This window comes from Aeromonas sp. S9(2024) (assembly GCF_041403185.1).
Lineage (GTDB): Bacteria > Pseudomonadota > Gammaproteobacteria > Enterobacterales > Aeromonadaceae > Aeromonas > Aeromonas enteropelogenes.
The window spans coordinates 130676-155419 of sequence record NZ_JBGLRE010000007.1; the positions used below are offsets into that span (position 1 = coordinate 130676).

28 protein-coding genes are annotated in these 24744 nt (G+C 61.0%); 27 read left to right on the forward strand and 1 reads right to left on the reverse strand.

Annotated elements, in window-relative coordinates; genetic code table 11:
* Positions 1-15 precede the first annotated feature (15 nt).
* The 19 genes from lfgG (at position 16) to ACB028_RS13220 (ending at position 15799) form a co-directional block, all read left to right on the forward strand.
* Positions 16-801 carry a lateral flagellar basal-body rod protein LfgG gene (gene lfgG, locus ACB028_RS13130; RefSeq protein WP_026456968.1) on the forward strand — a complete coding sequence of 262 codons (786 nt, stop codon included), beginning with the start codon at positions 16-18 and terminating at the stop codon, positions 799-801.
* Complete coding sequence (gene flgH / locus ACB028_RS13135; protein ID WP_042025065.1) at positions 801-1469, forward strand: flagellar basal body L-ring protein FlgH; 669 nt, start codon at positions 801-803, stop codon at positions 1467-1469. The genes lfgG and flgH overlap by 1 nt, the downstream gene beginning before the upstream one ends.
* An 8-nt stretch (positions 1470-1477) precedes the next feature.
* Complete coding sequence (gene fgIL, locus ACB028_RS13140) at positions 1478-2590, forward strand: lateral flagellar basal body P-ring FlgIL (RefSeq protein WP_026456966.1); 1113 nt, start codon at positions 1478-1480, stop codon at positions 2588-2590.
* A gap of 8 nt (positions 2591-2598) precedes the next feature.
* Positions 2599-2997, forward strand: a complete 399-nt coding sequence (locus tag ACB028_RS13145; protein ID WP_026456965.1) for a rod-binding protein — start codon at positions 2599-2601, stop codon at positions 2995-2997.
* On the forward strand, positions 2997-4313 hold the full coding sequence (gene flgK, locus ACB028_RS13150; RefSeq protein WP_026456964.1) for a flagellar hook-associated protein FlgK: 1317 nt from the start codon (positions 2997-2999) through the stop codon (positions 4311-4313). Before ACB028_RS13145 ends, flgK begins: the two co-directional genes overlap by 1 nt.
* An 11-nt stretch (positions 4314-4324) precedes the next feature.
* The gene (gene lfgL / locus ACB028_RS13155; protein ID WP_026456963.1) at positions 4325-5224 is read left to right on the forward strand and encodes a lateral flagellar hook-associated protein LfgL; all 900 of its coding nucleotides are present in this window, start codon (positions 4325-4327) and stop codon (positions 5222-5224) included.
* Between the two features lie 13 nt (positions 5225-5237).
* Positions 5238-6245 (forward strand): hypothetical protein, encoded by a 1008-nt coding sequence (locus tag ACB028_RS13160; RefSeq protein ID WP_224212338.1) that lies wholly within the window; start codon positions 5238-5240, stop codon positions 6243-6245.
* A gap of 43 nt (positions 6246-6288) precedes the next feature.
* Positions 6289-7572 carry a motility associated factor glycosyltransferase family protein gene (locus tag ACB028_RS13165; protein WP_371144465.1) on the forward strand — a complete coding sequence of 428 codons (1284 nt, stop codon included), beginning with the start codon at positions 6289-6291 and terminating at the stop codon, positions 7570-7572.
* A complete protein-coding gene (locus ACB028_RS13170; RefSeq protein WP_371144466.1) occupies positions 7572-7847 on the forward strand; it encodes a hypothetical protein in 276 nt (91 codons plus the stop codon). Before ACB028_RS13165 ends, ACB028_RS13170 begins: the two co-directional genes overlap by 1 nt.
* 183 nt (positions 7848-8030) lie before the next feature.
* On the forward strand, positions 8031-8870 hold the full coding sequence (gene lafA / locus ACB028_RS13175; RefSeq protein WP_026456509.1) for a lateral flagellin LafA: 840 nt from the start codon (positions 8031-8033) through the stop codon (positions 8868-8870).
* Positions 8871-8982: 112 nt separating this feature from the next.
* Positions 8983-10266 (forward strand): lateral flagellar capping protein LafB, encoded by a 1284-nt coding sequence (gene lafB / locus ACB028_RS13180; RefSeq protein WP_026456510.1) that lies wholly within the window; start codon positions 8983-8985, stop codon positions 10264-10266.
* A gap of 42 nt (positions 10267-10308) precedes the next feature.
* Complete coding sequence (gene lafC / locus ACB028_RS13185) at positions 10309-10701, forward strand: lateral flagellar export chaperone LafC (RefSeq protein WP_042025072.1); 393 nt, start codon at positions 10309-10311, stop codon at positions 10699-10701.
* Positions 10702-10881: 180 nt separating this feature from the next.
* A complete protein-coding gene (locus ACB028_RS13190) occupies positions 10882-11178 on the forward strand; it encodes a LafX (RefSeq protein ID WP_156140985.1) in 297 nt (98 codons plus the stop codon).
* On the forward strand, positions 11169-12281 hold the full coding sequence (locus ACB028_RS13195) for a flagellar hook-length control protein FliK (RefSeq protein WP_371144467.1): 1113 nt from the start codon (positions 11169-11171) through the stop codon (positions 12279-12281). The genes ACB028_RS13190 and ACB028_RS13195 overlap by 10 nt, the downstream gene beginning before the upstream one ends.
* Positions 12282-12330: 49 nt before the next feature.
* Positions 12331-12777 carry a lateral flagellar basal body-associated protein LafF gene (gene lafF, locus ACB028_RS13200; RefSeq protein ID WP_371144516.1) on the forward strand — a complete coding sequence of 149 codons (447 nt, stop codon included), beginning with the start codon at positions 12331-12333 and terminating at the stop codon, positions 12775-12777.
* A gap of 27 nt (positions 12778-12804) precedes the next feature.
* On the forward strand, positions 12805-13494 hold the full coding sequence (gene lafS / locus ACB028_RS13205) for a lateral flagellar system RNA polymerase sigma factor LafS (RefSeq protein WP_371144517.1): 690 nt from the start codon (positions 12805-12807) through the stop codon (positions 13492-13494).
* Positions 13495-13546: 52 nt separating this feature from the next.
* Positions 13547-14404 (forward strand): lateral flagellar motor stator protein LafT, encoded by an 858-nt coding sequence (lafT, locus tag ACB028_RS13210; RefSeq protein ID WP_371144468.1) that lies wholly within the window; start codon positions 13547-13549, stop codon positions 14402-14404.
* Complete coding sequence (gene lafU, locus ACB028_RS13215; protein WP_026456515.1) at positions 14404-15357, forward strand: lateral flagellar motor protein LafU; 954 nt, start codon at positions 14404-14406, stop codon at positions 15355-15357. The genes lafT and lafU overlap by 1 nt, the downstream gene beginning before the upstream one ends.
* Positions 15338-15799: a hypothetical protein gene (locus tag ACB028_RS13220; RefSeq protein ID WP_342013415.1), complete on the forward strand. Its 462-nt coding sequence runs from the start codon at positions 15338-15340 to the stop codon at positions 15797-15799. Before lafU ends, ACB028_RS13220 begins: the two co-directional genes overlap by 20 nt.
* Here the strand turns inward: ACB028_RS13220 and ACB028_RS13225 are convergent.
* Positions 15741-16739: a lytic transglycosylase domain-containing protein gene (locus ACB028_RS13225; protein ID WP_371144469.1), complete on the reverse strand. Its 999-nt coding sequence runs from the start codon at positions 16737-16739 to the stop codon at positions 15741-15743. The genes ACB028_RS13220 and ACB028_RS13225 overlap by 59 nt on opposite strands.
* Before the next feature lie 105 nt (positions 16740-16844).
* On the opposite strand from ACB028_RS13225, the gene ACB028_RS13230 reads away from it, so the two are divergent.
* The 8 genes from ACB028_RS13230 (at position 16845) to mraY (ending at position 24741) form a co-directional block, all read left to right on the forward strand.
* Positions 16845-17141: a hypothetical protein gene (locus ACB028_RS13230; RefSeq protein ID WP_026458065.1), complete on the forward strand. Its 297-nt coding sequence runs from the start codon at positions 16845-16847 to the stop codon at positions 17139-17141.
* Between the two features lie 237 nt (positions 17142-17378).
* Positions 17379-17837 (forward strand): division/cell wall cluster transcriptional repressor MraZ, encoded by a 459-nt coding sequence (mraZ, locus tag ACB028_RS13235; RefSeq protein ID WP_124238848.1) that lies wholly within the window; start codon positions 17379-17381, stop codon positions 17835-17837.
* Positions 17838-18776 carry a 16S rRNA (cytosine(1402)-N(4))-methyltransferase RsmH gene (rsmH, locus tag ACB028_RS13240; RefSeq protein ID WP_026458063.1) on the forward strand — a complete coding sequence of 313 codons (939 nt, stop codon included), beginning with the start codon at positions 17838-17840 and terminating at the stop codon, positions 18774-18776.
* 3 nt (positions 18777-18779) lie between these two features.
* The gene (ftsL, locus tag ACB028_RS13245; RefSeq protein WP_026458062.1) at positions 18780-19094 is read left to right on the forward strand and encodes a cell division protein FtsL; all 315 of its coding nucleotides are present in this window, start codon (positions 18780-18782) and stop codon (positions 19092-19094) included.
* Complete coding sequence (locus ACB028_RS13250; protein WP_042025075.1) at positions 19091-20848, forward strand: penicillin-binding transpeptidase domain-containing protein; 1758 nt, start codon at positions 19091-19093, stop codon at positions 20846-20848. The genes ftsL and ACB028_RS13250 overlap by 4 nt, the downstream gene beginning before the upstream one ends.
* Entirely contained in the window at positions 20829-22313 is a 1485-nt protein-coding gene (gene murE / locus ACB028_RS13255; protein ID WP_371144470.1) for a UDP-N-acetylmuramoyl-L-alanyl-D-glutamate--2,6-diaminopimelate ligase, read from the forward strand. The genes ACB028_RS13250 and murE overlap by 20 nt, the downstream gene beginning before the upstream one ends.
* Complete coding sequence (gene murF / locus ACB028_RS13260; protein WP_371144471.1) at positions 22310-23665, forward strand: UDP-N-acetylmuramoyl-tripeptide--D-alanyl-D-alanine ligase; 1356 nt, start codon at positions 22310-22312, stop codon at positions 23663-23665. The genes murE and murF overlap by 4 nt, the downstream gene beginning before the upstream one ends.
* Positions 23659-24741, forward strand: a complete 1083-nt coding sequence (mraY, locus tag ACB028_RS13265) for a phospho-N-acetylmuramoyl-pentapeptide-transferase (protein WP_026456764.1) — start codon at positions 23659-23661, stop codon at positions 24739-24741. The genes murF and mraY overlap by 7 nt, the downstream gene beginning before the upstream one ends.
* Positions 24742-24744: the final 3 nt, after the last annotated feature.

Sequence of the window (24744 nt, forward strand, 5' to 3'; positions counted from 1 at the left end):
GAATGGAGAGACAAGATGCACGCAGCACTGTGGGTCGGCAAGACGGGTCTGGCCGCGCAAGATACCAAGATGGCCAGCATTTCCAACAACCTGGCCAACGTCAACACGGTCGGCTTCAAGCGCGATCGCGTGGCGTTTGAAGATCTGTTCTATCAGGTTCAGCGCCAACCGGGTGCCCAGCAGGATCAGCAGAACGAGGCCCCGATCGGTATCCAGATGGGCAATGGTGTGCGGGTGGTTGGCACCCAGAAGGTCTTCACCTCCGGTCAGTTCCAGAACACCAACCAGGAGCTGGACATGGCGGTCGTGGGGGCTGGCTTCTTCGGCGTTGAGCGCCCGGACGGCGAGACTGCCTATACCCGTAACGGCCAGTGGCACCGCAATGCCGACGGCCTGCTGGTCAACGCCGACGGCCTGCCGATGGTGCCGCAGATCGAGATCCCGGACAACGCCACCAAGGTGTCGATCGGTACGGACGGTACCGTCAGCGCCACCCTGCCGGGCCAGCAGGAGAACGTCGAACTGGGTCGCATCACCCTGACCAACTTCGCCAACCCGGCGGGTCTGGAAGCCCTCGGGGGCAACCTGTACCGTGCCACCGGTGCTTCCGGCGAGGCCATCGAAGGGGTGCCGGGCGAGGAGGCAATGGGAGCCATCAAGCAGTTCACCCTGGAGAGCTCCAACGTCAACGTGGTGGAGGAGATGGTCGACATGATCACTACCCAGCGTGCCTACGAGATGAACGCCAAGGTGGTCTCTGCGGCCGATCAGATGCTCAAGTTCGTGACCCAGGCGCTCTGATGATGGCGTTGCTGCGTTATATCTGGCTGGTACTGCTGCTGGGGGGCTGTGCCACCTATGAACTGAAGGCGCCCGAGCCCGGTGACGAGAAGTGGGCTCCTTCCCGATCCAAGATGATCGCCAACGTCCAGGGTGAAGACGGCGGGCTCTACCGTGGCGACTACATGATGACCCTGTTCCAGGATCGCCGCGCTTACCGGGTGGGCGACATCCTGACCGTGATGCTGGAGGAGCGGACCCAGTCCAGCAAGAAGGCCAACACCAGCATGAGCAAGAACAGCAGCATGAATGTGCCTGCCCCTTCCATCGGTGGTACCTTGCGGCCGGATTGGGGGGCCAGCGTCAGTGCCGATCGGGATTTCGACGGCGGCGCCACCTCCAGCCAGCAGAATACCCTGGCGGGGGCCATCACGGTGACGGTGGCGGATGTCTACCCCAACGGGGTGCTCGAAATCCGCGGCGAGAAGTGGATCCGCCTCAACCAGGGGGATGAATATATCCGCCTCGGGGGCATGGTGCGGGTGGAAGACATCGACCAGAGCAACCGCATCTCTTCCCAGCGCATCGCCGACGCCAGGATCACCTATGCCGGGCGCGGCGCCTTGGCCGACAGCAACCAGATGGGCTGGCTGGCGAGGTTCTTCAGCTCGGCCTTCGCGCCATTTTGAGGTTTGACATGAAAAAGTGGTTTATTCCCCTGATTTGTCTCTGCCTGCCCTGGCTGGCCCAGGCGGCTGCACCGGCGCCGGCCAAGCGGCCGTTGCTGGACATCGCCGATGTGCAGGGGATGCGCACCAACCAGCTGGTGGGTTACGGCCTGGTGGTCGGCCTGTCCGGTACCGGTGACAAGGGGCAGGTCAAGTTTACTGGCCAGTCGATGACCAACATGCTCAAGCAGTTCGGGGTTCAGCTGCCGGAAGACATAGATCCCAAGCTCAAGAACGTGGCGGCGGTCTCGGTACAGGCCACCCTGCCAGCGCTGGCGGGCAAGGGGCAGCTGGTGGACGTGACCGTCACGTCCATCGGGGATGCCAAGAGCCTGCGCGGGGGCTCCCTGCTGCTGACGCCGCTGCGGGGCATTGACGGCGAAGTCTATGCGGTCGCCCAGGGCAACCTGGTGGTGGCCGGGGTCAAGGCGGAAGGCCAGTCCGGCTCGTCGGTGACCATCAATGTGCCGACCGCCGGTATCATCCCCAACGGGGCCACCATAGAGCGGGAGGTAAAGAGCAGCTTCACCGAGAAGCCGGAGGTGACCCTCAACCTGCATCAGCCGAACTTCAAGACGGCCCGTAACGTCGAGCGTGCCATCAACCAGCAGCTAGGGCAGGTCGCCCGGGCGGTGAGTGCGGGGCGCATCCAGGTTATGGCCCCCAAGGACGAGAGCCAGCGGGTCTCCTTCATGGCCCTGCTGCAGGATATCCAGGTCGATACGGGCAAAGAACGTCCCCGGGTGGTGTTCAACAGCCGTACCGGTACCGTGGTGATGGGGCAGGGGGTCAAGGTGCGCAAGGCGGCGGTCAGCCATGGCAGCCTGACGGTGACCATAGGCGAGAGCAAGACGGTCAGCCAGCCCAATGCCTTCTCCAACGGCCAGACTACTACGACGCCCAACTCCCGGGTGCAGGTCGATCGGGAACGCAAAAACATGTTTGTCTGGCCGGAAGGCACCTCCCTCGAGGTGATCGTGAAGGCAGTCAACTCCCTTGGCGCCACGCCGGATGACATCATGGCAATTCTGCAGGCGCTGGACGAAGCGGGTGCTCTCGAAGGGGAGTTGGTGGTTATTTAAGGATTCATATGACCAGAATTACGAGCGAGCCTGGCTTCTATCAGGATCTCAACGAACTTCAGCAGATCAAAAGCAATCCGGACCAGCGGGCCGCCCTCGAGGCGGCCGCAGGCCAATTCGAGGTGAGCTTTCTGCAAACCGTGCTCAAGCACATGCGCTCGGCCAGTGATGCCCTGCAGGATGAAGAGGACAAGCTGATCAAGGGGGAGAGCCTCTACCGCGACATGTACGACAGCCAGCTGGCCATGAGCATGGTCAAGCGCGGCGGTCTGGGGCTCAAGGAACATATGGTCAGCCAGTTGGGGGGCGCGCTAAAGAATGTCGAGCCCGTGGTCGCTTCAGACTCCCAGACCCTGGCTGCATTCAGCCAGCCTCTGAATTCGGCAAAAATGAAGAAGGTTGACTGATGTCACTGATCAATATCGGTTTTAGCGGTTTGAGCGCGGCCCAAATAGCCCTCAACGTTTCCGCCCAGAATATTGCCAACGTCGATACCGCCGGCTACAGCCGCCAGGAGGCCACCATGGGCACCCTGGCCGGTTTCGGCCGCATGGACAACGGCATGGGAGTGGCGGTCAACGGTGTTCGCCGGATAACCGATGCCTACATGGTGACCCAGCACTGGCGCGGCATGTCTGCCGTCGGTTCCTCTCTTTCTCATTATCAGTACATCAACACCGCCGAGCAGTTGCTGGGCAGCGAGTCGATGAATATCTCCAAGGGGCTGGACAGCTTCTTCTCGGCCCTGAGTGCCGCGGTGGACAGCCCGGAAACCCCGGCGCAGCGCAGCCAGATTGTCAGTTCGGCGGGTGCCCTGATCAACCGCTTCGGCCAGCTCAACGAGAGTCTGCTGACCCAGGAGAAGCAGATCGACGACCAGCTGGGCAGCTCGGTCAAGCAGGTCAACAGCTACCTGAACCAGGTTGCCGAGCTCAACCAGCAGATCGCCGATCAGCAGAGCAAGGGGGTCAACACCTCGGCCCTCGAAGACAGCCGGGATCAGGTGGTGCGCGAACTCTCCGGTCTGGTGGAAGTGCGGGTCAACCGCCAGGGTGATGGCTCCTATGCCCTCAGCCTGCCGCAAGGCCAGCCGCTGGTGGTGGGGGGCAGCGCCAGCCGCCTCGCTCTGACCGGCGACAAGCTCAAGCTGGATTTTGCCGGACAAACCTTCGAGATCCCCTCCCTGCAAGGGGGAAGCCTGGCGGGCATCCTCGATTATCGTGCCAACACCCTGCGCCCGATGCGGGACGAGATCGGCCAGATCGCCAAGCAGCTGGCGGATGATTTCAACAAGGTGCAGACCGCCGGGGTGGATTTGAACGGCAAGCCGGGCAAGGCGATGTTCGTCTATGACCCGCTGGACCCTGCCGGGACCCTGCGTCTGGCCGATGGCTTCACCGGTTCGGATCTGGCCTTCGCCAAGACCGGTGGGGCGGGGGACAACAGTAACCTGCAGGATATGCTGACCATCAAGGATGCCCAGTATGACGCCTACAGCTCCCTGCTGGGGGACCTGGCGGTCAAGAGCGGTCAGGCCAAGGCCACCATGGAGGCGGACGCCAACATGGAGAAGCAGCTGGCCCGCAACCTCAGCAGCGTCAGCGGCGTCAACCTGGATGAAGAGGGGATGAAGATCATGTCCTACACCCAGCTCTACCAGGCCAATGCCAAGGTGATCAGCACCGCCGACCAGCTGTTCGGCTCCATCCTCAACCTGTTCTAAGGAGCATCGTCATGCGCGTGAGTACCAACCAGATCCAGCTTGGCATGCTCGACAACCTGCAACGGGGACTGGGGGACTATGCCCGCCTCGATCGCCAGATCGCCAGCAACAAGCGGATTCTGCAGCCGTCCGACGATCCGGTCGGTAGCGTGCGCCTGCTGGGGTTGCACAAGGAACAGAGTGCGATGGAGCAGTACCAGAAGAACATCGCCAACGCCAAGAGCCAGCTCTCCCAGGGGGAGATCCAGCTCGACAGCATGACCAATATGCTGATGCGCCTGCGGGATCTGACCCAGATGGCGGCCACCGGCTCCATGTCCGATGAGGACCGCCGGGCCGCCGCCAGCGAAATGGCCATCATCAAGGATGGTCTGCTGGATCTGGCCAACGCGCGCAACGAGAGTGGCTCCAGCCTGTTTGCCGGCAGCCAGGTGAACAACACCACCATAGTGAAAGAGGCCGATGGCAGCTACAGCTACAAGGGTGATGGCCTGGTGCGCGAGGTGACTATCGCCAAGGGGGTCACCATAGGGTTGAACCAGACCGCCGACAAGCTGTTCATCGATGATGGCGACTTCTTCAAACAGCTCGATGAGACGGTGGCGGCGCTGGAGAGCGGCGCCCCGGATGCGGGAGAGAAAGCGGGCGCCATGCTGGATCGCAGTGCCACCCTGCAGGATGACATCAGCGACATGGTGAGTAATATAGGCGCCCGCATGAACTTGCTCGATCAGGTCGATGAAGGTCATGAAGAGAAGGGCATCTACAGCAAGGAACTCAGCAACCAGATTGAGTCCCTTGACTATGCCAGTGCGGTGACCAAGCAGGCTCATGTCCTGATGGCATTGCAAGTACAGCAGCAGGCGTTTGTCAAAGTGAACGGGCTCAGCCTGTTCAACTACATGCCGTAACAAGTGAGAAACCATGATGAAGATCCAGGCCACCCGAGCCGGCGGGATAGCAGAGACCCCCGCGCACCCCAGATTGCAGGGGCGGACGGAGGCTGAGCAACCCCTTCATTCTGGCAAGAAATCTTCTTTTCGGGCCCCCGATGTCACCAAGCTGGATCGCTGGGCCCTGATGAGCGTGGCCCAGCAAAGGATCGCCCATGCCCAGGGGGGCGAACAGGCCCTCAGCCGTATCTGGGGCGAGCTCAAGCGGGTCGAGCAGCAGCTGTCACAGCGCAGTGTGGCCGGCAGCGATATCGCCAGCCGTCTCAAACAGATGGAAGCCCAGCTCATCCAGCCCCAGGGGCCGCTGACCGCAGAACTCAAGCCGCGCCTGCTGGCATCGGCGAGCGAAAGCCGGATTAATTACAGTGCTGATCAGCTGGATCTGCTCTCCCCCCGCAATGGCAGCGAACGACTGGTCTTCTCCTTTCCCCAGAGCGGCAGTGCGGTGGAAGTGCAACTGCCGGCCGGCGCCAGCCAGAAGGAGGCCGTCGGTCGCCTCGATCAGGCGCTGCGCAAGGAGCATATCCAGGCCCGGCTCAACGAACTGGGCAAGCTGGAGCTTTCCATCGCCGACAACCAGCGGCGCAAGCTCGATGAACCCGTGCTGATCAGTGGCGAGGGGATCCGCATCCCGGCGGGCAACCCTGTGCCAATCCAGTTCAAGGCCGCAGCGGGTCAGCTGACCCGGCTGGGAGAGGGGATCAGTCAGGGTGAGCTGCGCCAGGAGCGGCAACGGCTGCAACGGATGCTGGCGGAGATCGAACACTCGGTGCGCGATCTCAAACAGTTTCGCCAGAAGATGGTCAAGCAGCTGGCCCAGGTCAAGGCGCGTACCCAGTCGGCCACCCCGGCGGAGCTGGAGCAGATCCAGTCGCTGCTGGCCAGCCAGCTCAGGGAAGGGGGCTTTGCCGGCACCATGTCGGGCCTGCTGGCCCAGGCCAATGTTTCCCGCCAGAACGTAGTGGCACTCCTGAGCTGAAGAGACGCTCTTCCGATACCTCATATCAAGTGGCAGCAAAACCATGATTGACTACTTCCCGCAGCACGCCGAGGTGCTGGCCAGGCGCTGGCCGCGCCTGCTGGCCCATCTGCAAGGCTGTGACATCAATGCCGTACCGGCCGAACTCATTGAAGGGTTGAGCTCCACCCTCGTCATCAATGGCATCCAGCTGACCAGCCGTCATGACAGGGTACGCGAGGCCGAAAAAATTGCCGCAGGTGCTCCCGAGGATCTCGGCGAGCTGACCCTGTACGGGACCGGACTCGGAGATCTGCCCAGGGTGTTGCTGCGCCGCAAACGGCTGCGTCGGCTCAACATCAAGGTGATGAACTCCGCCGTCTTTGCGCTGGTGCTGCACCTGACGGATCAGGGGGACTGGCTGGCCGACCCCAGGGTGCGGCTGATGCTGCCGGAAGAGAACGAGCTGGTGATGTCCCCCTTCCTGTTCCTGGCCTCCGAGCTGGAGCTGGCCGACGAACAGAGCTCCAAGATCCGGGATCGGGTGTTGATCCAGAGCCGCCGCGAGCTGTTCAACGCCGAATATGCCAGCGACAGGATCGTCAATCGCCTGCACGACAACCTCGAGTTGCTGCGCCAGGATCGGGATGTGGCCAGCCTGTTCAACACCCTGAAGGGACGGGAAGTCTATGTCCTGGCGACCGGCCCCACTCTGGCGGATCATCTACCCAAGCTCAGGCAAATTAGGGAGCAGGCGACCCGCCCCCTGTTCATCAGCGTGGATACTGCCCTGCGTCCCTTGCTGGAGCACGGGATCCGGCCCGACATAGTGGTCAGCGTGGATATCAACATTCACCAGGGGATCCTGCACCCCGAGTGGTCTGACGATATTGCCCTGGTCTACATCCCCATGGTGAGCAAGGCCGTACTCTCCGGCTGGAAGGGGCCGCGTTACGGCGCCTACGAACAGCTGGATAGCTATGCCGAGCTCAACAAGGTCGCTCCACGGGCCACTCTGTTTACCGGGGGCAGCGTGATCCACCCCGCCACCGATCTGGCGGTGAAGATGGGAGCCCGGCAGATCACCCTGTTCGGGGCCGACTTTGCCTATCCGAGAGACAAGAGCCACACCGGCTGGGATGAGGGGCAGCTGGGGGCCCAGTCCCATTACGGTCGTCGTACCGTACCAAACGGTCATGGTGCACCGGTAAAAACCCTGCTGAGCTTCTGTATCTATCTGAACTATATGGAGCTCTACATCAAGATGCAGCCCGGGGTGCGCTTTATGAACAGCAGCCGGGAAGGGGCCCGCATTCTGGGTACCACCTATAACGAGGAGTTCGCCTGATGCTGGATATCGAGAGCTTCAAGTCAGGGGCGGATGCGCTGGCGAGCATGCTGCGGGCCGGTCAGGATGAGGCCGCCTGCTATGAGTGCGGTCGCATGCTGCAGCTATTGATCCCCTTCATGCCCCAGATGTCTGCCGGTGTGCAGGAGGAGATGCTGGCCCTCTCCAAGCTGCTGCTGCAGTGTCAGGAGCGCCATGACTGGTTCGGCCTGTGCGACTATCTGGAGTTTGAACTGCCGGTGCTGCTGGACCGGCTGGCCGCCGAGCTGTCATAGGGACGGATTGGCAAAGAAGAGAAAATGTCGGCCCGGTGCCGGCATTTTTATTTGGGAGGCCGTGTGCGGCTGCAGGGTGAAAAAAAAACTGGTCCGGACTCTCAATTTTTGGCGGGCCATGGTCGTCCTTACTCTTTGTCAACCAAACAAGCTGCTGCGCAGCCCCACATAGAGGAAATCACCATGGGCTTGTCCATTCATACCAACTTCGCATCCATGACCACCCAGAGCCAGCTGAACAGCACCAACAAGATGCTGGGCACCGCCATGCAGCGTCTGGGTACCGGTCTGCGTATCAACTCCGCCGCCGATGACGCAGCCGGTCTGCAAATCGCCACCCGTCTGCAGGCCCAGTCCAATGGCCAGAAAGTCGGTATGCGCAACGCCCAGGATGCCATCTCCATGATGCAGACCGCCGAAGGCGCCATGGACGAGATGACCAATATCACCCAGCGCATGAAAGATCTGGCTACCCAGGCTGCCAACGGCACCAACAGCACCAAAGACATCGAAGCCATGAACGCCGAGTTCAAAGAGCTGGGCGCAGAGCTGGAAAACATCCGTGACAACACCACCTTCGGTGGCACTGCTCTGCTGAAGAAAGATGGCAAGTTCGAGAAAGAAGCCGTTTCCTTCCAGATCGGTGGCAGCAAGGATGAAGTGCTGAAAATGGACGCTTCCACCAAGGTTCAGAGCGTCAACACCGCCATCAGTACCGCTGCCGCTGCCGACCTGACTGCTGGCACTGCCTCTGCTCAGATCACCGCGATGGAAGGCATGCTGGAGAAGATTGGTGAAGCCCGTTCCACCTTCGGTGCCAACATCAACCGTCTGGACCACACCATCAACAACCTCTCCAACATGAAAGAGAACACCGACATGGCCAACGGTCGCATCATGGATGCCGACTTCGCCCAGGAAACCACCAGCATGACCAAGAACCAGATGCTGATGCAGGCTGGCATGTCCGTGCTGTCCAACTCCAACCAGATGACCGGCATGGTAACTTCCCTGCTGCGTTAATGGTGTGGCGGGCCGCCTGCGGGTGGCCCGTTTTCTTGCCGTGTCTGGGGCAAAGGGGAAACCGGCCTTTTGCCACAGACATGCCATCAAGCTTTCAAGAAGGGTATGAAGAATGCAGATCGATCCCGCCAGCACGGCGATGCAACTGGTCGCCCTTGAGCGGCAGAACATGGACAAGCTGCTGAAAAAGCAGATGGACAGCATCACGGGTCAGCGCAAGGCGCTCACAGCCCTGCACACCAAGCTCTCCAGCTTCCAGACCATGCTCAAGGATCTCAACAAGGCCTCCAACCTGCAGGCCCAGAAAGGGACGGTCTCGCAAGAAGGGTTCATGAAGGTGACCAGCGATGGCACCGCCAGCTCAGGCCAGTATAACCTCTTCGTCGAGCAGCTTGCCCAGGCCCATCAGGTCGGCCTCTCCCTGGATAGCGAGAGCGCCCAGCTGCCCGCCACCGGCACCCTCTCGCTGGAGGTGAAGGGCAAGAAGCTGGAGATCGATCTGGCCAGCCTGCCCGCCGGTTCCACCGTCAAGGACCTGGTGTCCGAAATCAATGACGCCAAGGACAATCCCGGGGTCAAGGCCACCTTGGTACGCTCCGATGGCAAGGTCAACCTGGTATTGACCAGCACCGAAACCGGTACCGAAAACGCCATCGCCATCAACTATTCCGGCGATGCGGGCGACATGCTGGGCACGGCCCTGGCCGGCAAGCGAGACATCACCAAGGCGCAGGATGCCAAGCTGCAGATGGGGGGGGACAACCCGCTGACCATAGTCTCCGCCAGCAACAAGGTGGAGAACGTCATCGACGGCCTGACCCTGGAGCTGACCAAGGCGCAAAAGCCGGGGGAGGCGCCGCTGCAGGTGGTAGTCGCCCAGGACAAGGAGGCGGTCACCGGTTCACTCAAGAAGTTTGTCGACAGCTACAACGAGCTGGTGGACGAGCTGGCCAAGATGACTTCGAGCGACCCCAAATCACCGGGAGCGCTGGCCTCGGACAGCGGCATCCGCAGCCTCAAGAGCATGCTGGGAAACAGCGTGCGGGATCTGCCCAACGGCATGACCCTGGGCTCGCTCGGGATCAAGACCGACCGGTACGGCAAGCTCTCCTTCAACGAGACCGACTTCAACAAGGCGCTGGAGAAGGATCCCGAGCTGCTGGGCAAGGCACTGCTGGGGGATGATGGTCTGCTCAAGCGGATGAGCACGGATCTCGATCCTTACGTCAAGCGTGATGGCGTGCTCAAGTCGCGCAACGCCGGTCTGGATGCCAATGAAAAACGGGTCAATGACCGGATGGCTGCGCTGGATCGCAAGATGGAAGCCGCGTATAAACGCTACCTCAACCAGTTCACCACTATGAACCAGATGCTGCAGAGCATGGGGGCGTTCTGACGTCGCCACTTTGTCGCAGAACCTTAATCGAGCGAGTCCGAGATGTTTGAACCTCAAGATGGTTATGATGCTTACCAGTTTGCTGCCACCCAGGCCAAGGCGGCCAGCGCTGATCCGCACCAGCTGGTGCTGATGCTGATGGATGGCCTGCTGGACGAGATTGCCAGGGCTGAGGGGCACATTCTGGCCAAGCAGTTTGAGCGCAAGGGACAGGCGATCAGCAAGTGCCTGCAGATCCTGGGAGGGCTCGACAGCGCTCTGGACATGGAGAAGGGGGGTGAGCTGGCCGCCAATCTGCATCGTCTCTATGACTATTGCGGACAGAAGCTGTTCGAGATCAGCGTGTCCAACAATGTGGCCGGTTTTGCCGAAGTGCGCAGCATTCTGGGTGAACTGAAGGACGGATGGGAAGTCATGGCCCGTCAACCCCGTTAAGGCGGAAGTGCAGTTTCCCGCCTGTTCCCCGGATCTTGCGCTCCGCCGCGATGCGGGGCGCAATATCATTCTGGCGTGCTCTTTGCTTAGCTCTGGGCATGTCAGCAAAAGAATCTCATTTGGTACCCATTTATGTCCCTTGATACAGCACGACCCCTGTCCCCTCAGGAACAGGAGCGGTTGTCATTGCAAGTGCTCGGACTGGCGCGTCTGCTGTTGCAGCAGGCGCAGGCAGGGGAATGGGAAGTCCTGAAAGAGACGGATGCCAGGCTGGCACGTTTTGCCAGCCAGATGGCGGACAAGCACCCGCAAAGCTGGGCGGCGATGGCCACCACGAGAGCAGAGGTCAGAACCCTCTATCAGAGTGCCATCACCCTTTGCCAGCACGAGACCGATCGCCTCAAGGGGGCGTGGCAGGCGCTCAATGGTCAGCGCGAGGGGTTGGCAGCCTATGACGAGGTACAACAATGGCAATGATCCCGCTGGCGGGTGGTGAACTCGCACCGACCCGAGAATCATTTGCGAAACACAGACTGAACCAGTCGTCGCAGGAGGGGGATGACTCCTACCTGCAGGCGGATGCCCTGGTGCAGGAAGAGTTGCAGGCGGAGCCGGTGACTGGCTTCGTACAGGCCCCAGTGACCGATGAAGTGCAAGGGGAACAGCTGGAGGGGGCGAGCGAACAGTTGCAGGCATTCAGCCGCATGTTGCCCTCCTTCGTATTGCTGGAAGAGCGTGTCCAGCAGTCGGCAAGCGGAGCCGTGTCTCCGATCCCGTCCCAGGGAGCCGTGCCACCGGCACAGATGGTGGAAGAGGTTGCCCTGACCCAGCCACCGCTCTCGTTTCGTGGCCTGCAGCAGCGCACCCTGCTGGCTGAACAGGGGAGCGTTGCGTTCAGCAATGCTGCTCCCCAGCTCAAGGAGAGTGCCTTGCCCGGTCAGGATGCCTCTGCAGCCCCCGTGGCCGAGCAGGCTCGCGCCGCAGGGGATGGCAAGGGGGCAGTACGGGAAGGAGTGCAGGCCAGGCTGATCAGCACCCTGCAACCCATGCTCAATGCCCAGCCCCAGAGCGGCGAGCGGGAGCCGGTGGCGCTTGATCCGAAACTCATGGTGCTGCCGGCCAGCCAGCTGGCGCCGAGCAAGCCTGCCGAATACCAGTGGGCCCCGGTCAAGCTGCCGGACAATCAGGCCCAGTGGGGGCAGCAACTGATGAGCCTGCTTCATGACAAGGTCGAGCTGCAGGTGAACCAGCAGGTCAAGCAAGCGCATATCCGGCTCGATCCTCCCGAGCTGGGTCGGCTGGAGTTGACCGTGCGGGTCGAGGGCGATCGCCTCAACGTGCAGCTCAATGCGACCAACCCCGCCGTGCGCGATGCCCTGATCCAGTCGATGGAGCGGCTGCGCATGAGCCTGGCTCCCCACCACTCTGGCGGCGTCGACGTCAATGTCGGGCAAGGGGGGGAGCAGAACCCCAAACAGCGCTGGCAGGGAGACGAGATCCTGGCCGGACGCCAACAGTGGCTTGATGAGCTGGAGCAGAGCGGCAAGAGCCGTCCCGATTGGTTGAATACCCTGGTGTAACCGTTGCCTTCAGGCAAAGAGAGAGTGGATTGATATGATTCGGCGAGTGATGAAGTGGTTGATGATAGTCGTGCTGGCGATCGTCTTGCTGGCCGCCCTGGCTTATGGTGCTTATCTCAAGCGCGATCTGATCGCCGTCTGGCTGGGGCTGGAAGAGCCCAAACCCGAGTTGAGCGAAAAGCCGCTGTTCAAGCCGCTGGATCGGTTCGTGATAAGCCTGGAGGGGGATTCCCAGTCCCACTATCTGGTGCTGGAGCTGGCGCTGGTGACCCATAATCCTGCCCAGCTGGAGGAGCTGCGTGTGCTCAACCCGCTTATCCGCAACGCCATGGTGCAGTACTTCAGTCACCGCTCCAATGACGATGTCCAGAAGGAGCTCAAGGATATCACTGCCTTGCAGACCTCCCTGCTGGGCAAACTGGTCACAACCCTGCAGAGCTATGGCTACAAGCCCTATCTCGACGAGGTGCTGATCACCAAGGTACTGGTGCAGTAACCCCTCATGATCGACTCCGCCTGGGATATGCAGCACGAGTTCGGCACCAGTGCGCCGGCCACGAGCGAACAGACCATCCTCACCCGTTATCTGCCGCTGGTTAAGCGTGCCGCCAGCCACCTGCGCAGTCAGGTGACGGCCGCCTTCGACCAGGAAGACATGGAGCAGGTCGGCATGATGGGGCTGCTGGAGGCCTGGCGTCGCTACGGCAGTGAGCCGGATGCCCAGTTTGAGAGCTATGCGTTCAAACGGATCCGTGGTGCCATGCTGGACGAGTTGCGCAGGCTCGACTGGCGCCCTCGCCAACTGCGCCAGCAGGTTCATGGCCACAACCAGATGCAGCGGGAGCTGCACAACCGCCTGGGGCGCGTGCCAACGGAACAAGAGTTGGCACAGGCCCTCGACTGCTCCGTCGATGAGGTGCGCCAGCTGGCCTATGCCAGTCAGGCGGAGGCTCTGCAGAGCCTCGAGGACTGGCTCGAAAACGGTGGCCGGGCTCCGGCCGCCGAGTCGGATGACACGGATCTCGCCATGACCATCAGCAAGGTGCTCAAGTCGCTGGACAAGCGCGAGCAGCTGCTGCTCTCCCTCTACTACCAGCACGAACTGAACATGAAAGAGATTGCGCTGGTGCTCGGGCTCACGGAATCCAGAGTTTGTCAGCTGCACAAGCAATGCGTGCTTCAGCTAAAGCAGAGACTGGTCGACTCCATATAAGTAGTCTCTTCCCCCTGGCGGGTGGGGTTCGTTCAATTGTGCGGGAGCATTCATGCAAAAACAGATCGGCATCGGTGTCACTTTAATATGTGTGCTGGGAGGCTTCATGATGGCCGGGGGCAACCCGATCGCGCTGTGGCAGCCTTCGGAACTCATCATCATTATTGGCGCGGCGGCTGGCTCCATGTTTCTGGGCAATTCCAAGGAGGTGATGCATGAGATGTGGCGGCAGATCAAACAGTGCTTCAAGCCGAACAAGGAAGAGAAAGAGGTCTACCGCGAGCTGCTGACCCTGATGCACCAGTTGCTGGAAGAGACCCGCAGCAAGGGGATTAAGGCCCTCGATGAACACATTGAGAATCCCCAGCAGAGCTCGGTGTTTTTGATGTATCCCCAGGTTTCTGAAGATCCCCAGCTGCTCGGCTTCATCGTCGAAAACCTGCGCCTGCTGGGGATGGGCAAGATCACTCCTCACGAGCTCGATACCCTGTTGGAGCAGGAGATCATGGCCATCGAGGAAGATATGCTCAAGCCGGCCCATGCCCTGCACAAGACTGGTGAGGCATGCCCGGGCTTTGGCATTCTGGCCGCGGTCATGGGGATCATCATCACCATGCAGCAGCTGGACGGTCCGCTCAGCAACATAGGCGTGCATGTAGCTGCCGCGCTGGTCGGCACCTTCCTCGGCATCTTCTTCTGTTACTGCCTGCTCGAACCCCTCAGCAACGCCATGGAAGAGATGGTCAAGCGTCGCATCGGCCTGCTGATGTGCATCAAGTCCATTCTGCTGGCCCAGTTGCGTGGCAAGACTCCCCTGCTGGCGGTGGATTCCGGCCGCAAGATCCTGGAGCCTGAGGTCAAGCCCAGCTTCCTCGAGCTGGAAGACTGGGTGACCAACAGGGCGATGTAATGCGCAATCACGAACAGATCATCGTCAAGCGCCAGCAGCGTCGCAACACCGGTCCCAAGAGCGGGGGCGCCTGGAAGGTTGCCTTCGCCGATTTCACCCTGGCCATGATGGCTTTCTTCATGGTGCTCTGGATCCTGGCCGTCTCCAACCAGGAGGAGCGGGAAGTGGTGGCCAGTCGTCTGCGCGACTACAGCATCATGGACAGCGAGGCGAACCCCTTCGATATCAGAAACAGCCCCTACCCGGTCGATCTCGGGGGCAACCCCTCCGTGCTTGACGAAGTCATGCCCAAATACCAGACCGAAGGCCAGCCGATGCCAAGACATATCTCGGGCAACAGGAGCATCTTCTCGGATGAAGGCAAGAATGGCTACGAGAGCCTGCTGGTCGGCAAGATCGAAGGGGAAGCACAGATGAAACAGCTGGCAGGTTTCATCGGCTCGCTGGCGGATGAGGTGCAGGCCAAGAACAACCTTGAACTGCAGCTGGTGCCACAGGGATTGCGGATCCTGATCCGGGACGACGAGCAGCGAGAGATGTACAGCCGCGGCAGCGCGCGTATCACCCCCTTCTTCCGCCACATGCTGCTGGCACTGGCACCCGTGTTCCAGCGCATCGAGAACAAGATCATGATATCGGGCCACACCGACAGCACCCCCTTTGCGGGCGACAACTACAGCAACTGGGAGTTGTCGTCGGATCGCGCCATGATGGCGAGACGGGTACTGCAGGCGGGCGGCATGCCACCCGATCGGGTTGGCCAGGTAAGCGCCATGTCGGATACCATGCTGGAAGATCGGGCGAATCCCCACAGCAGCCAGAATCGCCGTATCGAATTGTTGATCATGACGACCCAGGCGGAAAACAGCCTGAAACAACTGTTCAGTTCCCAAACCCAGGCTGCTGCCCAGCAGGCCAAGGATGCCCTTAACCATGGAAATTCAAGAAACTGATCTGTTGTTTCAAAACAGCAGTGATGATCCCAGACGCAAGCTGCCGCGCTGGTACCTGCACGACGGCACCACGCCGCTGGAGTCACAGAGCTGCGGTATCGCGGCCCGTCTGCTGGTGTCGGGCCTGTTGTTTGACCGCAGCATAGGTCGGGCGGTGATCAAGGATCTGGGGCCGGGAGGCGTCGGATTTCTTGCACCGGCCCGCTTCGAGTTACCCGAACAGGTGACCCTGAAGCTGGCTCCCGCCATGACCCTGACCTGCCATATCACTCATCGCCGGGGCATCGGCCGCTACCTGCGTTTCTATGGTGCTCGCTGGAGCGAGCCCGAACAGGTGGATCTGGCTCCCTTGCTCAGCCACTGGCGCCATTGCTTCAGGGCGCTCAGAACAGAGGCCTCGTCTGACCCATCCCCAACGGATCCGGAGAAGGGAGCAGCCTGATCTCGCTGCGGGTCATGTCCAATCCCCGGGCAGCCCGCAGCAACAAGGGATCGTGCAGGCTCTCGAGGGAGACCGCCTTTCTCTCCTGCGGCCGGACTGGTTGTCCGGCGACCATGACTTTCTCTTCCTTGCGATATACCACAGGACAGTTGCCGATGCCGCTGGCCTCTGGCAGTTGCCAGGCCGGGTTCCAGCGCAGTGCCTGGTTCATCGAGATGCCTTTTGCCGAAGCCCACGCCATGAGAGAGCAATTGGCGACTCTCTGGAATACCTGCACATCGGATCCTGCTTGCCAGGGCGGCAGTTGCAACTGGAAACGTTCGGCCCGGTCGAGCAGATTGGCGAGCGCGACGAACCGCGCCACATATAGCCGGGTTTCGGTCGGCAGGTCCAGTTCCCAGACGTTGCGGCTCTCCGCCCTCATGACCGCTTTCAAGACACGCCCCTCGCCGGCGTTATAGGCCGCCAGCGCCAGCAGCCAGTTTTCACCGAAGAAACGATAGAGCCAGCCCAGATAAGTGAGGGCTGCCTCGGTAGCCAGCGGGAGCGAGTAGCGACCATCGAACTCGCGGGTGATGGGCACGGAAAAACGGGTCGCCGTGTCCGGCATCAACTGCCATGGGCCCGCTGCGCCGGCGGCGGAGACGACATCGAGGCGATAGCTGCTCTCAATCAGGGGAACAAACGCCAGCAAGGGGGGAAGATGGCGGTTTTTGACCCGCTCGGATATCCAGCGGATCACGGGTTGGTTGTCCGCCAGTCGGCGCTGCAAATAGGATTTCTGCTTCAGCAGATATTCGTGCTGCTGGGCAACCAGAGTAGCTCCTTCCCCCTGGATCGGGGCAGGAAAGCCGCTTTGCCAGTGATATTTATCGTAAGCGAGACAAACTGAAGAGAATAAAAAGAGTCCCAGGGCCAGATACAATCTTGGGAATGTCATTTTCTGTTGCCGGGGAAATGCAGGCATAATGGAAAAAACATGATATATCTCAACAGTTTTTGATGGGTTTAGTCGCTAGGTCATGTGGAGTCAAGGATGTAAAACATGATAGCACGAGTCAAAAAGTCACCCAAAGCGGGGAAAATAATCCAGAAGTTCCTGCTCTACCTGATCCTCGCCAATTTTGTATTGATGGGGCTGTACATCTGGCATGCCGGTGAACTGACTCTGGGTGTGAATATCCTGCTCACCCTGCTGCTGATTGTGTACAACTTGTTGCTCTGCCAGCTGGTGTGCCTGCGAGCCCGCCGTTTCAGTGATAGTTACATCATTTATCCGGTCGTAGGCGTAAGCATTATTTTGTGTGCAGTCGTATTGTTCCGCTTCATTATTGCGCCATGAGTGGTCGCGACTTCCTTGGCAAAAATTAATCTTCACCGGTTTCCAAATAAATAACTTGTGAAAAATCAACTCATTTAATCGGCACTACGGAAACGCCGCGTCAATATGTTCCCCCTGTCCCATCTCCTTGCTTGAAAAGCCCCCTGCACGTCCTTAAACTTCAGGGTGGGGAAAAGTGGATCAAAGTGGTTTTTAGAGGGGCATCCAGCCACTCATTTACCTTTCAGGGACTTCAATTTGTTGCGTGGCGCTCACGCCATCAGCCTGGACAGCAAAGGGCGATTGGCGATTCCGACCAAATTTCGTGACTGGCTGCGCGATGAAAGCGACGGCCAGCTGGTCTGCACCATCGATATTGCCCACCCCTGTCTGCTCCTTTATCCCCTGACCGAATGGGAAGAGGTCGAGCGCAAGCTCAGGACCCTTTCCAGCATGCACCCCCAGGAGCGCCGCTTGCAGCGCCTGTTGCTGGGACATGCCACCGAATGCGAGCTGGACGGCAATGGCCGTCTGCTGCTCAGCCAGCCGCTGCGCAACCATGCCGGGCTGGACAAGAAGATCATGCTGGTGGGCCAGCTCAACAAGTTTGAGTTGTGGGATGAAGCCCGCTGGCAGCAACAGGTCAATGACGACATCTTGGGACTGCCCGGGGACGATTGGGCAAGCTCGCCACGACTACAGGATTTCTCTTTATAAATGACCCAAGCCGCTGAACACATCACAGTGCTGTTGCACGAAGCCGTCGAAGGTCTGGCCATCAAGCCGGACGGTGTCTACGTCGATGGTACTTTTGGCCGTGGTGGTCATTCTCGCCTGATCCTCCAGCATCTGGGCCCCAATGGCCGGTTGATCGCCATCGACCGCGATCCCCAGGCCATCGCCGAAGCGGCCAAGATCCAGGATCCCCGCTTCGAGATCGTGCATGGCCCCTTCTCCGGCATCACCGGCTATTTGACAGAGCGTGGCCTGCTGGGCAAGGTCGACGGCTTCCTGCTTGACCTGGGCGTCTCTTCTCCCCAGCTGGATGACGCCGAGCGCGGCTTCAGCTTCATGAAAGATGGCCCCCTCGACATGCGGATGGATCCCACCACGGGCCAGAGCGCCGCTGAGTGGTTGGCCAAGGCCGACGTGGATGACATCGCCTGGGTATTGAAAACCTTCGGCGAGGAGCGCTTTGCCAAGAAGATCGCCCGCGCCATCGTGCACGATCGGGTCACCGAACCCTATGTGCGCACCCGCCAGCTGGCGGAGATGATTGCCCGGGTCAATCCCAGCAAGGAGAAGGGCAAGCACGCTGCGACTCGCAGCTTCCAGGCCATTCGCATCTATATCAACAGCGAGCTGGACGAGATTGAAACTGCACTGAATGGCGCGCTGGAGGTGCTGGCACCTCATGGCCGCCTGTCGGTGATCAGCTTTCACTCTCTGGAAGATCGGCTGGTCAAGCATTTCATCCGCAAGCACGAGAAGGGGCCGGAAGTGCCGCACGGCATCCCGCTCACCGAGGCGCAGCTGGCGGGTGGCCGCAAGTTGAAGTCGGTCGGCAAGGCGCTCAAACCTTCCGATCATGAAGTCTCTGAAAACACCCGGTCGCGCAGCTCGGTGCTGCGGGTGGCCGAGCGTCTGGCGGATTAAACCATGAGTGAGGTGCGCGTTCATCTGGCCAAGGAGATCGCAAGCGATCTCTGGCGGCACAAGCTGCAGATTTTTCTGTCGGTCGCCGTGCTGGTGACCGCCTTTGCCGTGATCCTGGTGACCAACATGACTCGCGGCCTGACCGCCAAGCAGAACGATCTGATGGCGGAAGAGGATCGCCTCAACATCGAGTGGCGTCACCTCCTGCTGGAACAGGGCACTTTGGCGGAACACTCCCGGGTGGCGAGTCTGGCCATGGACAAGTTGCAGATGGCTCGCCCGCTGGTGACCACCGAGAAGGTAATAACCCAACCATGAAACGCAAGGCGACAGCCAAATCGGCCAAAGCGAATATCAAGGCGCCCTCCATCTATCCATGGCGCTTTCGCACTCTGGTGGTCTTCATCGGCATTGCGTTTGTCGGCCTGATCCTGCGCCTGGCGTGGATCCAGGTGATCAATCCGGATCGCCTGCGCCAGGAGGGGGACATGCGCTCCCTGCGTACCACCTCCACCCAGGCGGTGCGCGGCATGATCACCGATCGCAACGGTGAACAGCTGGCGGTCTCCGTGCCAGTCGAGGCGGTCTGGGCCGATCCCAAGACGGTGCACGAGTCAGGCGCCATCAACAACGAGCGGGCCTGGCTGGCGCTCTCCGCCGTACTCAAGCTCGACATCAACACCCTCAAGCGGCGCATCGCCAACCCCAACAAGCGTTTCGTCTACCTGCAGCGGCAGGTGACGCCGGCGGTCTCCGAGTACATCAAGGGACTCAAGCTGGGGGGCGTCTACCTGCGTCCCGAGTCACGCCGTTTCTACCCGACCGGCGAGATCAGTGCCCATCTGGTGGGGGTAACCAACATCGACGGCAGCGGCATCGAGGGGATCGAACGCAGCTACAACGAGTGGCTGACCGCCACCCCGGGCGAGATGCGGGTGCGCAAGGACAGGCAGGGCCGGGTCATCGAGCGGCTGGGGATCGTCAAGGAGGGCAAGAACGCCAACGATCTGCAGCTGAGCATCGATCAGCGGGTGCAGGCGCTGGCCTATCGCGCCCTCAAGCGCGCCACCGACGAGAACAAGGCGACCTCCGGCTCCATGGTGATGCTGGACATCAAGACCGGCGAGGTGCTCGCCATGGTCAACACCCCCTCCTACAACCCCAACAACCGCGGTCAGTACCAGAGCTTCCGGGTGCGCAACCGGGTGGTGACCGATACCTACGAGCCGGGCTCCACTATCAAGCCATTGATCTTGCTGAGCGGTTTGCAGGCAGGCGTCACCAGCTGGAAGGATTTCATTCCGGGCGGGCCGCTTTATATCGGGGCCAAGCAAATCCGTGACGTGAGTATCCACAAGGCGACCAACCTGTACGACATCCTGCGTTACTCCTCCAACATCGGCATGTCACGCATCGCCCTGCGGATGCCGGCCCAGGAGATGATCAACACCCTCAGCATGTTCGGCTTCGGCATGGATACCGGCAGCGGCCTGATGGGGGAGAGCAGCGGCATGCTGCCCCAGCGTCGTCGCTGGTCCGATATCGAGCGGGCGACCCTGTCGTTCGGCTATGGTCTGCGGGTCACTCCGCTGCAACTGGCGTCCGCCTATGCCACCCTGGCCAACAAGGGCAAGCGGGTACCCATCTCCATCGTCAAGGTGACCAAGCCGCCCAAGGGTGAGCAGGTCATCGATCACAACAACGCCGCCGCCATGCTGCAGGCGCTGGAATACGTGGTCGACAACGCCATTCCCAAGGCCAAGATCCCGGGTTACCGGGTCGGCGGCAAGAGTGGTACCGCCAAGGTCGCCGTGGCTGGCGGTTATGGCAAGGATTACATGGCCTGGTTTGCCGGGTTTGCCCCGGCCAGCGATCCCCGCTTCGTCATGGTGGTGGTGATCAACGAACCCAAAGGCAAGGCCTACTATGGTGGCGCCGTGGCGACGCCGCCCTTTGCCGAGGCCATGGGAGGGGTGCTGCAGCTCTTCAATATTCGTCCCGATGCAGTACCGCCATCAGTTCCCACCAAACTTGCCCGTACGGAGGCTAACAATGCAGTCCCGCGCACTTGATCTGTTGCTGCGCCCATTCGGAATCGAGGCGCCGGCGCTTCCCCTGACCGACATCCAGCTGGACAGTCGGCGGGTCGGCCCGGGCTCTCTCTTCATCGCCATTCGCGGGCATCAGGTCGACGGCAGACGGTTTATCGAACAAGCGGTGGCTCAGGGAGCGACCGCTGTTGTGTATGAGGAGGACGGTGAATTCGTCGCGCCTGCCACTTCCACCCCCTGTATCGGCATGGCGGATCTGCCTGCCCGTCTCTCCGAGCTGGCGGGCTATTTCTACGATCAGCCGGCGAACAAGTTGCAACTGGTGGGGATCACCGGCACCAACGGCAAGAGCACGACCGCGCTGCTGGTCGCCAACTGGCGCACCCTGCTGGGGGGCAAGGCCGGGGTGATGGGCACCATAGGTAACGGCCTGTTTGGCGAGCTGATTGAGGCGGAAAACACCACAGGCAGCGCCGTCCAGGTGCAGGCCAATCTGGCCGCCCTGCAGGCGCAGGGGGCGGATCTGGCGGCGATGGAGGTCTCCAGCCACGGTCTGGTGCAATACCGGGTCGCGGCCCTGCCATTTGCTGCCGCCGTGTTCACCAACCTGAGTCGGGATCACCTCGATTACCACGGCACCATGGAGGCCTATGGCGCCGCCAAGGAGCTGCTGTTGCAACTGGTGGATGAACGTCATGCTGTGATCAACCGGGACGATGAACTGGGTGCCCAATGGCTGGCGAAATACCCGGATGCGGTCGCCTTCAGCGTCCATGGCCCGGTTGAGAACCATCCTGGCCGTCAGTTAACGGCGCAGCAACTCGATTTTCATCAGCAAGGTTTCCGTGCACGGATTAACTCCAGCTGGGGGGATGGTGTATTATCCGCCCCCTTGCTCGGCCGCTTCAACGTCAGCAATGTGCTGGCGGCCATGGGGGTCATGCTGGTGCTGGGCTACGACTTCGATGCCCTGCTGGCCACCGCGCCGCAACTGCAACCAGTGACTGGCCGCATGGAGTGTTTCGGCGGTGGCGATGCGCCGCTGGCCGTGGTCGATTATGCCCACACCCCGGATGCCCTGGAGAAGGCGTTGCAGGCCCTGCGGGTGCACTGCAAGGGCCAGCTCTGGTGTCTGGTGGGCTGTGGTGGCGACCGGGATCGCGGCAAGCGTCCCATGATGGCCGCCGTGGCGGAACAGTTTGCGGATCGGGTGATCCTGACCGACGACAATCCCCGCACCGAGGATCCGGCCCGGATCATGGCCGACATGGTGGCGGGTCTTCGCGATCCCGCGACGGTGCAGGTGGAACACGACAGGGTCAGGGCCATCAACCTGGCACTTGGACAGGCGAGCAAGCAGGACATCATCCTGGTGGCCGGCAAAGGCCACGAGGATTATCAGATTATTGGAACCGACAAGCGGCACTACAGCGACCGGGAAACCGTCGCCGCCGCCTTGCATACATTATTGGAGTCATTCACATGATGACCCTCAGGCTTGCCGACCTGGCGCAGGCGCTCGATGCCCGTCTGATTGGTGAAGATAGTGAGATCACCGCAGTCAGTACCGATACCCGCACTCTGGGTAGCGGAGCCCTGTTTGTCGCCCTGCGTGGCGAGCGTTTCGATGCCCATGATTTTTGCGAGCAGGCCGTTGCCGCCGGGGCATCCGCCCTGCTGGTGGAGCGTGAACTGCCGCTGGCCGTGCCCCAGTTGGTGGTTGCCGACAGCCTCAAGGGGCTGGGGCTGCTTGGCAAGCTGGTGCGCGAGCGCATCAATCCGAAAGTGCTGGCCATCACCGGCAGCTGTGGCAAGACTACGGTGAAGGAGATGGCGACCGCCATCCTGCGCCACGAAGGGGAAGTGCTGGCCACCGCCGGCAACTTCAACAACGAGGTGGGGGTACCGCTCACCTTGCTGCGCCTGGAGCCGCAACACCAATTTGCGGTGATGGAGCTGGGCGCCAACCACCCGGGCGAGATCGCCTGGACCACGTCCCTTGCCAGACCCGACGCCGCCCTCATCAACAACGTGGCGGCTGCCCATCTGGAGGGTTTTGGCTCCCTGGAAGGGGTGTTTCACGCCAAGAGCGAGATCTTCGAGGGGCTGGGCGAGGGTGGCACCGCCATCGTCAATGCCGACAACGAGTTCTGGCCCAAGTGGCGCGAGCGCGGCATTACCTGTGCCTTCTCCATCGACGATCAGAGCCAGCCATTTCATGCCCGCGATCTGCTGATCAACGGGCAGGGCTGTGCCGAATTCGTGATGGTGACACCACAGGGTGAAGTGGCACTGACCCTGGCCATTCCGGGCCGCCACAACGTGGCCAATGCCCTGGCGGCGGCGGTGGGTTGCCTGGCGCTGGGTGCATCACTGGCCTCCGTCAAGGCGGGCCTGGAGCAAATGGCGCCGGTCAAGGGGCGTTTCTGCGCCCTGCGCTGGGGTGGCCTCACCCTGGTGGACGATACCTATAACGCCAGCGTGGAGTCCGTGCTGGCGGGCATCGATGCCCTGACCGCCATGGGTGGCTTCAAGGTGCTGGTGTTCGGTGACATGCGGGAACTGGGTGAGGAGTCTGCCGAGCAACATGCCCGGGTCGGCCGTCATGCCCGCGAGTGCGGTCTGGATGCCGTGCTGACAGTAGGGGAACATAGTCGCCATACCGCAGATGCCGCGGCTGGCCGACATTTTGACAATAAGGCGTCGTTGTTCGAAGTGCTTGCGCAAATGATTGATAAAAATCAGGAAATTTCAATTCTGGTCAAGGGGGCTCGCGGCTCCCGTATGGAAGATATCGTCGAGATGGTCAAAGACCGTCAGGAGTCAGCCTCATGCTAGTCTGGCTGGCGGAACTGCTCACCCCGCACTTCACCTTCTTCAACGTCTTCTCCTACCTGACGTTTCGCGCCATCCTGTCGATCATCACGGGTCTGGGGGTCGCGCTCTGGCTGGGGCCGCGTCTCATCCGCCGCCTGCAGATCCTGAAATTCGGCCAGGTGATCCGCAACGACGGTCCCGAGTCCCACCTCAGCAAGCGTGGCACCCCCACCATGGGCGGTCTGATGATCCTGGCCGCCATCTTCACCTCTGTGCTGCTCTGGTGCCGCCTCGACAACCCCTATGTCTGGCTGGTGCTGTTCGTGCTGGGAGCCTATGGTGCCATCGGCTTTGCCGATGACTACCTCAAGGTGGTGCGCAAGAATACCGACGGTCTGATCGCCCGCTGGAAGTACTTCTGGCAGTCGGCGGTCGCGCTGATCGTGGCGGTCGTCCTCTATACCACGGCGACCCACGATGGCCAGACCCAGCTGGTAGTACCCTTCCTCAAGGATGTGATGCCCCAGCTCGGCCTGATGTTTATCCTGCTGACCTACTTCGTCATCGTCGGCACCTCCAACGCAGTCAACCTGACCGATGGTCTCGACGGCCTGGCCATCATGCCCACCGTGATGGTGGCGGGGGGCTTTGCCCTGATCGCCTGGGCGACCGGTAACGTCAACTTCGCCAGCTATCTGCATATCCCCTATGTGCCCTACACCTCCGAGCTGGTGATCGTCTGTACCGCTATCGTTGGGGCCGGTCTGGGCTTTCTCTGGTTCAACACCTATCCGGCCCAGGTCTTCATGGGAGACGTGGGCTCCCTGGCACTGGGTGGCGCGCTCGGTACCATCGCCGTGCTGGTGCGCCAGGAGTTCCTGCTGGTGATCATGGGCGGGGTCTTCGTGATGGAGACCGTCTCTGTGATCCTGCAGGTCGGTTCCTACAAGCTGCGCGGCGTGCGGATCTTCCGCATGGCGCCGATCCATCACCACTACGAGAAGAAGGGCTGGCCGGAGCCGCGCGTCATCGTGCGCTTCTGGATCATCACCCTCGTGCTGGTGCTGTTGGGTCTTGCCACCCTGAAGGTGAGATAAGGC